The sequence below is a fragment of the Pseudomonas sp. Sample_9 genome (assembly GCF_004307535.1).
GTDB lineage: Bacteria > Pseudomonadota > Gammaproteobacteria > Pseudomonadales > Pseudomonadaceae > Aquipseudomonas > Aquipseudomonas mercuritolerans.
Genome location: NZ_RAZO01000064.1, coordinates 1 through 10,538 on the forward strand (window position 1 = coordinate 1; position 10,538 = coordinate 10,538).

At 60.3% G+C, this 10,538-nt stretch carries 14 protein-coding genes; 8 read left to right on the forward strand and 6 right to left on the reverse strand.

Annotated features, from left to right (window positions below):
- Positions 1-411 precede the first annotated feature (411 nt).
- Positions 412-720, forward strand: coding sequence for a hypothetical protein (locus D6877_RS29310; protein ID WP_178083628.1), 309 nt, complete (start codon positions 412-414; stop codon positions 718-720).
- 59 nt (positions 721-779) lie between these two features.
- Here the strand turns inward: D6877_RS29310 and glp are convergent, their stop codons facing one another.
- Entirely contained in the window at positions 780-2,006 is a 1,227-nt protein-coding gene (gene glp, locus D6877_RS03830) for a gephyrin-like molybdotransferase Glp (RefSeq protein ID WP_130909911.1), read from the reverse strand.
- The gene (gene moaB / locus D6877_RS03835; RefSeq protein ID WP_130909912.1) at positions 1,990-2,529 is read right to left on the reverse strand and encodes a molybdenum cofactor biosynthesis protein B; all 540 of its coding nucleotides are present in this window, start codon (positions 2,527-2,529) and stop codon (positions 1,990-1,992) included. Before moaB ends, glp begins: the two co-directional genes overlap by 17 nt.
- 81 nt (positions 2,530-2,610) lie before the next feature.
- Between moaB and mobA the strand changes: the two genes are divergently transcribed.
- Both mobA and D6877_RS03845 read left to right on the forward strand, forming a co-directional pair.
- Entirely contained in the window at positions 2,611-3,213 is a 603-nt protein-coding gene (mobA, locus tag D6877_RS03840; RefSeq protein ID WP_130909913.1) for a molybdenum cofactor guanylyltransferase MobA, read from the forward strand.
- A 78-nt stretch (positions 3,214-3,291) separates the two neighbouring features.
- A complete protein-coding gene (locus tag D6877_RS03845; RefSeq protein WP_016770600.1) occupies positions 3,292-3,513 on the forward strand; it encodes a YgdI/YgdR family lipoprotein in 222 nt (73 codons plus the stop codon).
- Between the two features lie 82 nt (positions 3,514-3,595).
- On the opposite strand, the gene D6877_RS03850 is transcribed toward D6877_RS03845, so the two are convergent.
- From D6877_RS03850 to D6877_RS03860, 3 genes are all read right to left on the reverse strand, one after another.
- Positions 3,596-4,486: a pseudouridine synthase gene (locus D6877_RS03850; RefSeq protein ID WP_130909914.1), complete on the reverse strand. Its 891-nt coding sequence runs from the start codon at positions 4,484-4,486 to the stop codon at positions 3,596-3,598.
- Between the two features lie 70 nt (positions 4,487-4,556).
- Positions 4,557-4,874 (reverse strand): hypothetical protein, encoded by a 318-nt coding sequence (locus D6877_RS03855; RefSeq protein WP_016770837.1) that lies wholly within the window; start codon positions 4,872-4,874, stop codon positions 4,557-4,559.
- A 110-nt stretch (positions 4,875-4,984) separates the two neighbouring features.
- Entirely contained in the window at positions 4,985-5,224 is a 240-nt protein-coding gene (locus D6877_RS03860; protein ID WP_122611525.1) for a glutaredoxin family protein, read from the reverse strand.
- A gap of 198 nt (positions 5,225-5,422) precedes the next feature.
- Here D6877_RS03860 and D6877_RS03865 point away from each other — a divergent pair, with 198 nt between their 5' ends.
- Positions 5,423-7,135, forward strand: a complete 1,713-nt coding sequence (locus D6877_RS03865) for a monovalent cation:proton antiporter-2 (CPA2) family protein (protein WP_016770839.1) — start codon at positions 5,423-5,425, stop codon at positions 7,133-7,135.
- On the opposite strand, the gene D6877_RS03870 is transcribed toward D6877_RS03865, so the two are convergent.
- Positions 7,132-8,340, reverse strand: coding sequence for an ammonium transporter (locus D6877_RS03870; RefSeq protein WP_130909915.1), 1,209 nt, complete (start codon positions 8,338-8,340; stop codon positions 7,132-7,134). The genes D6877_RS03865 and D6877_RS03870 overlap by 4 nt on opposite strands.
- 302 nt (positions 8,341-8,642) lie before the next feature.
- Here D6877_RS03870 and D6877_RS03875 point away from each other — a divergent pair, with 302 nt between their 5' ends.
- From D6877_RS03875 to D6877_RS03890, 4 genes are all read left to right on the forward strand, one after another.
- Positions 8,643-8,957: a YqjD family protein gene (locus D6877_RS03875; protein WP_016770842.1), complete on the forward strand. Its 315-nt coding sequence runs from the start codon at positions 8,643-8,645 to the stop codon at positions 8,955-8,957.
- 2 nt (positions 8,958-8,959) lie between these two features.
- Positions 8,960-9,346, forward strand: coding sequence for a phage holin family protein (locus D6877_RS03880; protein ID WP_008079909.1), 387 nt, complete (start codon positions 8,960-8,962; stop codon positions 9,344-9,346).
- Positions 9,343-9,681 (forward strand): hypothetical protein, encoded by a 339-nt coding sequence (locus tag D6877_RS03885; protein ID WP_016770844.1) that lies wholly within the window; start codon positions 9,343-9,345, stop codon positions 9,679-9,681. Before D6877_RS03880 ends, D6877_RS03885 begins: the two co-directional genes overlap by 4 nt.
- Positions 9,682-9,801: 120 nt before the next feature.
- Positions 9,802-10,538 (forward strand): EAL domain-containing protein (locus D6877_RS03890; protein ID WP_130909916.1); only part of this gene is annotated, 737 nt, incomplete at its 3' end.

Consider the following 10,538-nt stretch of genomic DNA (forward strand, 5'->3'; position numbering starts at 1 on the left):
CGCTTGGCTTCGACGGCAGCGCGGACATCCTCGTTGAGTGCCTGTTTGCCATGCAAGATCAGCAGTGCCCGGCGTTCACTCATAACGTCACTCCAAGAATTGAATCGATTGAAACATCTTGACCACTGTGCGCCTTAAAAAAGCCACGGAGCTGGCAATTAATTGCTCATCCAACAGCTGGCGTCCTACACGGCGGTATTTTTTCTTACGAAACAAGAGGAATCGGCTCAATTGACCCCGCCCACCCCATGGGTCACCGTGTGCTGGCAGCATCAACCTTCAACCTTCAACCTTCAACCCAATAACACAAGGATGTGCCGGTAATGAACGGATACCCCCCGATTTATTTTCATGAATCGCGCAACGGAAAAACCAGCAGGCGTGCAATCGATACGATCAGCGAGTACTTCCATGCACAACCATGAAACCAAGGCACCGGTGAGCCCGGTCGCCGCTCTCGCCGAAAGCCGTGCCAGCAAGAAACCAGACTTCTGTAACAGCACCAAGCCCACTGGAGAGTTTGATATGGAACCCCGTGTCAGCGAGCTGGAAACCCACTTCAAATACATGCGCCGCGACATGGACGAAGTGCTCAATGACGTCCGCACGATCAAACACCGTCTGGCGTATTCGGCGGGTGCGACCGCTGTCATCCTGGGACTGCTGGGATGGGTGGCCAACAGCCGATTCGACCAGTTGGTGACCCTGATCAGCAACTGACCGAATCACTTGTCGCACGCGCCGCGCACATCAGCCGACGCGTGCTTGGGCAAGAACGGTCAGCCCAGCAGGTCACTGAGCGGAATGAAGCTCACTTCATCACCCTCGTGCAGCGTGCGGCCCTCTCGGACTTCCACCAACCCGTCGGCCCACGCCGCGCTGCGCAGCACACCCGAGCTCTGGTTGCGATAAATGATTGCTCGCCCCTGCTCCAGACGCCCGCGCAGGTATTCGCGACGATTGCCGGCCACCGGCCAGACAAAGCCTGCGGGCACTGCAAACTTCAGCGGCTCGACGTCCTGCGCCCCGAGGCGTCGCAATAGATAAGGGCGTGTCAGCAAGGCAAACGTCACCAGCGTCGAGGCGGGATTGCCGGGCAGGCCAATCACCGGCACGTTGCGGAAATGGCCGAAAGTCAACGGTTTGCCAGGCTTGATGGCCAGCTTCCACAAGGCCAACTCGCCTTCTTCACGCAGGGCAATGCCGAGGAAATCCGCCTCACCGACCGAGACACCGCCGGTAGACAGAATCAGATCGACATTTTGTAGCTCGCCCAACCGCGCCCGCGTGGTGGGCAGATCGTCCGGGAGAATTCCGCCATCAATCACTTCACAACCCAGACGCTGCAGCCAACTGCACAGAAGTACGCGGTTGCTGTTGTAGATCTGGCCCGGACCCAATGCCTGACCGGGTTCAACCAGTTCGTCTCCAGTGGACAGAACCGCCACCCGCGGCTTGCGCACGACGTTGACGCCGGCACAGCCAAGCGAAGCAGCCAAGCCCTGCTCAATCGGTCCGAGCCGGGTGCCAGCTTGCAGCACCAATTCACCGACCGTGGTTTCCTGGCCCTGCGGACGAATGTTCTGCCCGGCTTTCAAAGGCTCGAGGAAGCGCACTCGGCCGTCGGCCTGGACTTCAGCGTTTTCCTGCATCTCGACACAGTCGGCGCCCGGCGGCAGCGGTGCCCCGGTAAAGATGCGTGCGCAGCTACCAGGCTCCAACGGTTGCGGAGACTGCCCGGCAAAAACTTTTTGGCTGACTGGCAGCGGCTCGCCCTGCCAATCCGCCAGGTTCAAGGCGTAGCCGTCCATGGCGCTGTTCGGCCAAGGCGGCAGATCCAGCGTCGAAATCAGATCTTCCGCCAGCACCCGCCCTTCGAGTTGAGACAGCGGTAAATATTCGCGCTCGACAATGCGCGACGCATCGGCCATTGCCAGCAAACGCTCGAGCGCCGTTTCGACGGGCAGCAAACTGCCAGTCTTGCCCGGCTTACCCACGGGTTTCACAAGGCGCCGCCTGCTTCAGGTGGGTGACGAAATTGCACGGACGATGACGGGCATCCAGTTGTTCAGCGAGGATGCCATCCCAGCCGGTGCGAACCGCATTGGTCGAACCCGGCAGGCAGCACACCAGCGTGCCGTTGGCCAGACCCGCCAAGGCCCGGGACTGCACGGTCGAAGTGCCGATATCGGCCACGGATATCTGGCGGAACAGTTCGCCAAATCCGTCGACCTGTTTGTCGAGCAGGCATGCCACCGCTTCCGGCGTGCTGTCACGCCCGGTGAAGCCGGTGCCGCCGGTGATCAACACAACCTGAACCACATCGTCGGCAATCCAGTTGGCGACTTGCGCGCGAATTTTGTAGAGATCATCTTTAAGCAAAACCCGCTCGGCCAGCGCGTGGCCGGCCGCGATCAAGCGATCAACGAAGACCTGGCCGGAGGTATCGGTTTCCAGGGTTCGGGTGTCGCTGACAGTCAGCACCGCAATATTGAGCGGCACGAAAGGTACATCAGCCTTGGCTTTCATAGGCTCTTCCAGTTGTAGGGGAAACAGCCCGGTGTTATATCACAGCGGCTCATTTTTCCGCCGCCCCTCTGGAGAGTCGTCATGCCCTGGAACAGCCAATTGCCATCCTGCTCAGTCCTGCTTCTGGCGGGTGGACGCGGCCAGCGCATGGGCGGTCAGGACAAGGGGCTTATCGAGTGGCTGGGCGAGCCTTTGATCGGGCATTTGCAGCGCAAGGTGCGTTCGTTGACCGACGATCTGATCATCTCGTGCAACCGCAATCGCGAGCGTTATGCCGGGTTTGCCGATCAGTTGGTGATGGATGATGAAGGCGATTTCCCCGGGCCGTTGGCCGGGATTCGGGCAGGGCTGAAGGCTGCACGGCATTCGCATTTGCTGGTGTTGCCCTGCGATGTGCCGCGAATCGACGAGGCGCTGCTGAAGGACATGCTGGTTACTGCCGATCAGCAACGTGAAAAACCTTTAATGCTGCGCCATGGCGAACATTGGGAACCGCTGCTGTGCGTGATTCCGGTGGCGCTGTTGCCAGCGTTCGAAGCGGCATGGAATGCTGGCGAACGTAGCCCGGGGCGGGTAATGCGCAGCCTCGGCGCCGTCGCGTTGCAGTGCCCCGAAAACGATCCGCGGCTGGCCAACCTCAACACCCCGCAATTGTTACATCTGCACAACACTGTGTCAGACTGACACCATGCAAGGAACTCTCACGCCTTGTTTACGTCTCAAGCTCAGTAACCAGAAGATTTCCCATTCGGAGACACACTCATGACCCAACGGACCCTCGCCACTTTCATGCTCGCACTGGGCCTGGCAACCCTCGCCGGTTGCTCCTCGCCGACAGTGATCACCTTGAATGACGGTCGCGAAATCCAGGCCGTCGACACCCCGAAATACGATGATGATTCGGGCTTCTACGAGTTCCAGCAGCTGGACGGCAAAGAGACCCGCATCAACAAGGATCAGGTTCGTACCGTTAAAGAGCTGTAAGGCTCCGCGTCGTTACCGGATACAGAAAAGCCCGCATTGTCATGCGGGCTTTTTCATGGGCGCTCGGAAAGCAGCTTCAGCATTACCACTGCAAGGTGATTCGACTCTCGAACTCCCGTAATTCCCCGGTCACCGGGTCAATGAAGCGCAGGCCTTGCGCAAGCAGCTTCAACGGGTTGGCGTAATCGTCCTCGACATCTTTCAACACAGTCGGATAAAACGGATCGTTGCAAATACTCGCTCCCAGCGACGTCATGTGCACCCGCAACTGATGCTTTTTGCCGGTCACGGGATACAGGCCATAGCGCCACAGATCACCATTTTTCTCACGCACCTCGACCGCCGTTTCGGTATTGCTGGTGCCAGGCCCTTCTTGCATGCGGAAAAACGGCTCGCCATCCACCAGGCGGCTCTTGTGCACCAGAGGGAAATTCAGCTCGGGCAACGCCGGGGCAATCGCTTCGTAGCGCTTGTCGATCTGCCGGGTCGGAAACAATGACTGATAGGCCGAGCGGGTCTGCGGATTGGCCGAGAAGATCACCAGCCCTGCGGTGTGCCGGTCAATACGGTGCAGCGGCACCAGATGCGGATTGTCCAGCCGACGGATCAGCCGGCGCAGCAGGGTTTGTTCGACATATTCTCCGGCCGGGGTGACTGGCAGAAAGTGAGGTTTGTCGGCCACCACCAGATGCTCATCGGCATAGAGAATCGACTCGAGAACCGGGATCGGCTTTTCGTCCGGCACCTCACGAAAGTAATGAATGCGCAGCCCTTCCTTGTACGGCAAGTCCAGCGCAATTGGCTGGCCCTGCGCATCCAGGACCCGCCCCCGAGCAATGCGGTCGAGCCATTGTTCGCGGCCGATGGCACTGAAGTGCTCGCAGAGGCAATCGAATACCGTCAGCCAGTGCCCGGGCGGCAAGTACAAGGTGCTGGCCTGATTGTGCGCAGCGGAAAATACGGGACTGGACATACGAAACGGAAATCCTCAATGCGGGCCGGCATTATCCAACACCGAGGCAAAGCCACCTAGCGCAGTTTGATCAGGCCGGAATCGATTTGAGCGCCGCCGCTTCGGTGAACTCCTTCAGCCAGCGCAACACATCGACCGCTTCCCAGCGTCCCGGATCGTACAAGGCGTACAACAGCCCCTGATAACCGACCACATCCAGTTGCTTGTGATAACCGGCGCGCTGAAACAACGCTTCGATTTCGGCAAAGCAGGTATTGAAATGCAGCTTGTTGAACGGCGTCTTGCCTTCCGTGACCAGCCCGTCCAGGCGCAATTCGAGGACGGCCTCGCGCACCACGTCCACCGACATCCGGTTAACGCTGCTCTTCAACTGTTCGACATTGACCACGGTTCATCCCTCTGACTCGATTGCTGTATGGACATACAGTAACCGAAGAATTCAGCGAGCGCCAACGCAAGGATGTATCGCTGCGACCAGCGGAAAGGATCAAGGCAAAATCAACAGCCTAAAAATGCCACTACCTGGTCGCCACTGAACGGCCAATCCAGCTCAGCGCCAGTGTCAACCCGCCGCAGTACCGGGATGCGCAAGCTGTATTTTTCGAACCACGATTCGTCTTCGGCGATGTCCACCAATTCAACCAGCAGACCATGCTCGACGAAGGGCATCAGCTCGGCTTCGGCAACTTCACACAGATGACACCCGAGGGTGCCGAACAGCTGACATTCTGGAGACATGACGGCATTACCGGAAAACAAGTGAGCCCATTCTAGGACGCCACTAAACCCTCGTCGACCCGGCGCCGCCCAAAGGACCCAGCGCTCCCGGCGCAAAATCCTGACGCAAATCATTCAGCGCAAATTGCAAATGCGTCATCCTCGCGGACTTTTTGCCTCTACGCTTCAGAGGCCAACGCCCTGACAGCGGAGTGTCCCGTGTTTGCAAATCTGTTGATCATCCTCGCCTCATCCCTGGTGGTGATTGCCCTGTTCCGGCGCCTGCGACTGCCGCCGGTGCTGGGTTACCTGTGCGTGGGATTGCTGGTCGGGCCGAACGCGTTCGACTGGGTCAACGAGAGCGAACACCTGCCGGATGTCGCCGAGTTGGGCGTGGTGTTCCTGCTGTTCTCGCTCGGTCTGGAGTTCTCCCTGTCGAAGATGATTGCGCTGCGTCAGGTTGTGTTTCGCCTCGGCAGTCAGCAAGTGCTGATCAGCACAGCGCTGCTCGGCACACTGTTGATGGGCCTGGGCATGCCGCTGATGCCAGCGCTGTTGCTCGGTGCAGGGTTATCGCTGTCATCCACGGCGATCGTGACCAAGGAGCTGGGCAGCCTCGGTGAAGTATTCAGCAGCCACGGCCAGAACGCGGTCGGGGTATTGCTGTTTCAGGACGTTGTCGCGGTATTGCTGCTGACACTGGTTCCGGTCTTCGCCGGCACCAGCGAGCAGGCCTGGTATTGGGCCTTGCCGTTGACCCTGGGGAAAACCGTGGTGCTGTTCTTCGGCCTGCTGCTCGCCAGTCGCTGGTTATTGCCACGGCTGTTTCATGAGGTGGCGGCCTCGCGCTCTGCGGAGCTGTTCGTCCTGCTGGCGCTGGTGATCGTGCTGCTGACTGCCTGGCTCACGCACTTGTTGGGGCTGTCGCCTGCACTCGGCGCTTTCCTCGCCGGCATGTTGCTCGGGGAAAGCCATTACCGGCACCAGATCGAAGCTGACATCCGGCCCTTTCGCGACATTCTGCTCGGCGTGTTCTTCGTCAGCATCGGCATGCTGATCGACCTGCAATTGTTCGTCAGTCACAGCCTGTTGATCATCGGCCTGACGCTCGGCCTGATGCTGATCAAGGGCATCGTGGTCGCGCTGCTGGTGAAGTGGCGCGGCAGTGACAGCGAAACCGCATGGCGCAGCGGCCTGGCCCTGGCCCAGGGTGGCGAATTCTGTTTTGCCTTGATGGCGCAGATGCAGCAGAACAGCCTGTTGCCGGCCGAACCGGGCGCCCTGCTGCTCGCGGCGACGTTCTGTTCGATGCTGCTCACGCCACTGCTGTTGCGTGCGGCGCCGCGCATTGCCGCCGTGCTGCACCGCAAGCCCAATCAGGAGGCGCAGATCGAACAGATCAGCGCGCTCAACGCCGACCTCGACCAGCACGTGGTGATCTGCGGCTACGGGCGCGTCGGCCAATCCATCGGCCGCTTCATGGGCAACGCCGGGCAAGCCTATGTTGCGCTGGACAACGATCCGGTGCGGGTGCAGGAAGCCGCATCTGCGGAAAGCGACGTACATTACGGCGACTCGGCGCGTGGCGATCTGCTTACTGCGGTTGGCCTGTTGCGCGCCAGGCTGCTGGTGATTGCCGTGGATCAAAGTGACGTGGCGTTGCGCATTCTGCGCGAAGCCCGGCGACTCAACCGACAGGTGCCGATTCTGGTACGCACCCGTGACGACAGCCAATCGGCGGAGCTCAGAGCCGCCGGCGCCACCGAGGTGGTGCCGGAGCTTTTGGAGTCGAGCCTGATGCTCGCTTCACATGCGCTGATCATGCTCGGCCTGCCCGCGCACAAAGTGCAGGAGAAGGTCGATCAAGTGCGCATCGATCGCTATCGCCTGCTCCACGGTTTCTATCCCGGAGCCAATGATGAGGAAATTTAGTCCTGACTCACCGCGCCTATCTTGTGCAGCGACAGGTCGGCGCCGTAATACTCTTGTTCCTGACTCAGGCGCAGCCCATGCAATGCCTTGATCGCGCCGTAAACCACGAAGCCGCCAACCAGCGCCACCACAACGCCGAGCCCGGTGCCGATCAACTGGCTGATCAGGCTGACGCCGCCCAGGCCACCCAGCGCAGACTGACCGAAGATGCCGCAGGCAATCCCGCCCCACACGCCACACAAACCATGCAGCGGCCATACGCCCAGCACATCGTCGATGCGCCATTTGACTTGCGCAGCGGTAAAGCACCAGACAAACAAGGCTCCGGCGATCGCCCCCGTCACCAGCGCACCCACCGGATGCATCAGGTCGGATCCGGCGCAAATCGCCACCAATCCGGCCAACGGGCCGTTGTGCAGAAAACCCGGGTCATTGCGCCCGACGATCAACGCCGCGACGGTGCCACCGACCATGGCCATCAGCGAGTTGACCGCGACCAGGCCACTGACACCTTGCAGGGTTTGCGCGCTCATCACGTTGAAGCCGAACCAGCCGACAATCAGGATCCACGAGCCCAGCGCCAGAAACGGAATGCTCGACGGCGCGAACGCGACCAGGCGCCCATCGCGGTAGCGACCATTGCGCGGGCCGAGCAGCAGAACAGCGGCCAACGCCAGCCAACCGCCCACGGCATGCACCACCACCGAGCCGGCGAAATCATGAAATGCCGCGCCAAACTGCGCCGCCAGCCAGCCTTGCAAGCCGAAGTTGCCATTCCAGATCAGGCCCTCGAAGAACGGATAGATAAACGCCACGATCAGCGCCGTCGCGCACAACTGCGGAACAAACCGCGCGCGCTCGGCAATGCCGCCGGAAATGATCGCCGGGATCGCGGCAGCAAAGGTCAGCAGGAAGAAAAACTTCACCAGGCCATAGCCGTGGTCAGCCGTGAGCACCGCTGCCGGTTGCATGAAGGTGACGCCATAGGAGATCCAATAGCCTATAAAGAAGTAGGCCAGTGTCGAGACGGCGAAGTCGCTGAGGATTTTCGCCAGTGCATTGACCTGGTTCTTCTGCCGGACCGTGCCGACCTCCAGAAAGGCGAAACCGGCGTGCATCGCCAGTACCATCACCGCACCGATCAGGATGAACAATGTATTGGAGCTGTGAACCAGCGTGTCCACAGCGCTTTGCAGATTTTCCATGAGGAGGCAGACCCAAGGCTAAAAGGCACCAAAGCGGTTCATGCGGGCATTTCATGCACCAAATCAAGACTCACCATTCATGCAACCGCAGGGTCGATGAGCTGATTTGGCGCACAGATCGATGTCCGATCACGAACCGCGAGCAAATGAATTAGAGTTTTTTCTGCGCGGACGCCCGGCAACAGCGCACGCGCACCGAGCGACGCACCACGACACAGCAAAAGTTGTACCAGGCATTTGCACTGAACCTTCACGCAAGGCTCATACTCGAACGCTTCAAAGCCACCTACGGAGATCCACCAATGGCCAGCATCAAGGCAAAGACTGCTCAAGAAATCCTGATGAACGACTTCCAGACTCTGGTTGCCGACACCGAACGCCTGCTCGAGCACACCAAGACCCTCGCTGGCGATCAGGCCGATGAGCTGCGTGCCCAGATTCACGACAGCCTGCTGCGTGCCCGGGAAACCCTGAAAGTGACTGAAGACACCCTGCGCGAACGCGGTCAGGCGGCGGTCACCGCTACTGAAGACTATGTATCGGCCAACCCATGGCAATCGGTGGGCATCGCTGCCGGCGTCGGCTTTCTGATCGGCCTGCTGGCAACTCGGCGCTGATCATGTCGATCGGTGAATCCGGCCCGACTGCGGGCACCGCCTCCTCCACGCGTCGCCTCGGCGCTGCCGTTCTGGGCCTGCTGCACAGTCATGTCGAGTTGTTCGGCATCGAATTGCAGGAGCAGAAATCACGCACCGTCAGCCTGCTGCTGTTCGCCGGCCTGGCGCTGGTGTTTGCCCTGCTGTTGCTGGTGGGTCTGTCGACGCTGGTGATGATCATCTTCTGGGACACCTACCGCCTGGCGGCGATCATCGGCCTGTGCGTGTTTTACACGCTGGCGTCGATCTTCTGCGGCCTGCGCCTCAAAGCAGCGATTTTCGATGAGTCCTCGCCTTTCCACGGCACGCTCGAAGAGCTGGCCAACGACCGGGAGCGCCTGCTGCCATGAGCCTGCCTGAACTTCCGCACAACAGCTCACGTCGGGAAATGCGCAAGGCACTGATCCGCCTGCGCATGGAAATGCACCGACAGGAAATCCGCCACGAAACCGCGCAAGTGCTGCAGCCGTTGCAGCGCATGCGTGGAATGAAGCAGAACGTGCAGGACGGTTTCGGCATCAAGCACGCGCCGTTGTGGGGCGTGGCGGCGGTGACGCTGCTGGGTTTCCTCACCGGCAAAGGCTCGAAACGCAGCAGTGGTGGCGGTTTGACGCGACTGCTGCGTCTGGGCACGACGCTTGGGCCGCTGATCAGACTGGTCATGCACAGCTCGGGCAAACGCTGACGCGCCCCTCTGGCTACATTCTTGCAATAGCGCCGGGATGAATCTCCCTATCGGGGGATTCAGTCCCGCGTGCCTATCCGGCAGACGCGGCCAAACCAAAAACAAGATTAAGGACTTGCCGTGATCGACGGGCAACCGCTCGCCTGTTTTCAGCCTTTCATCGATACCGCCACCGGCCGCATCGCAGGCGTCGAAGCATTGGGTCGCCTGCGTCAGAGCGATGGTCAACTGACCTCGGTCGGACCATTGTTCGCCGATCCGCGCACTCCGGCCACTGCCTTGCGCCGTCTCGATCGGCAGATCCGTGACCACGCCCTCAGCCGCCTGCATGAAGCACCGGCGGAGTGGTTTCTCAGCCTGAACATGTCGCCACGCTGGATCAGCCGGCTACGCGCCGATCAAGCGCTGCCAAGTCTCAAGCAATTGGCGCGACACCAGGTTGATCCGCAGCGCATCGTTTTCGAGATCACCGAACTGGGTGGTAACAGCGAACGCCTGGCCCACGTGGTCGGGCGCTATCGTGACGCAGGGGCAAGAATCGCCATTGATGATTTCGGCGCCGGCTATTCGCAGCTGGATCGGGTGCTGGCCCTGCAACCGGACATTCTCAAGCTCGACATGCGCCTGTTTCAGGCTGCGGCCCTCGGCGGACCGAGCAGTGACGTGGTCAAAGCACTTGCGCAGATGGCCGAAAAAACCGGCTGCTGGATCATCGCTGAAGGCGTCGAAACCGAAGCGCAGCTGAATTTCGCCCTGGAATGCGGCTCGCGCTACGTGCAGGGATTTCTCTTCGCCCGGGCGCAGGAAGAATTCTTCGCTACAGACGCATTCGTCGCGCATTTCGCCCAACTCAGGCA

Coding starts and splice junctions, on each gene's coding strand:
- D6877_RS29310 (WP_178083628.1), top strand. CDS start 412: ATGCACAACCATGAAACCAAGGCACCGGTGAGCCCGGTCGCCGCTCTC.
- moaB (WP_130909912.1), bottom strand. CDS start 2,529: ATGAAAGCCAAGGCTGATGTACCTTTCGTGCCGCTCAATATTGCGGTG.
- mobA (WP_130909913.1), top strand. CDS start 2,611: ATGCCCTGGAACAGCCAATTGCCATCCTGCTCAGTCCTGCTTCTGGCG.
- D6877_RS03845 (WP_016770600.1), top strand. CDS start 3,292: ATGACCCAACGGACCCTCGCCACTTTCATGCTCGCACTGGGCCTGGCA.
- D6877_RS03850 (WP_130909914.1), bottom strand. CDS start 4,486: ATGTCCAGTCCCGTATTTTCCGCTGCGCACAATCAGGCCAGCACCTTG.
- D6877_RS03860 (WP_122611525.1), bottom strand. CDS start 5,224: ATGTCTCCAGAATGTCAGCTGTTCGGCACCCTCGGGTGTCATCTGTGT.
- D6877_RS03870 (WP_130909915.1), bottom strand. CDS start 8,340: ATGGAAAATCTGCAAAGCGCTGTGGACACGCTGGTTCACAGCTCCAAT.
- D6877_RS03875 (WP_016770842.1), top strand. CDS start 8,643: ATGGCCAGCATCAAGGCAAAGACTGCTCAAGAAATCCTGATGAACGAC.
- D6877_RS03880 (WP_008079909.1), top strand. CDS start 8,960: ATGTCGATCGGTGAATCCGGCCCGACTGCGGGCACCGCCTCCTCCACG.
- D6877_RS03885 (WP_016770844.1), top strand. CDS start 9,343: ATGAGCCTGCCTGAACTTCCGCACAACAGCTCACGTCGGGAAATGCGC.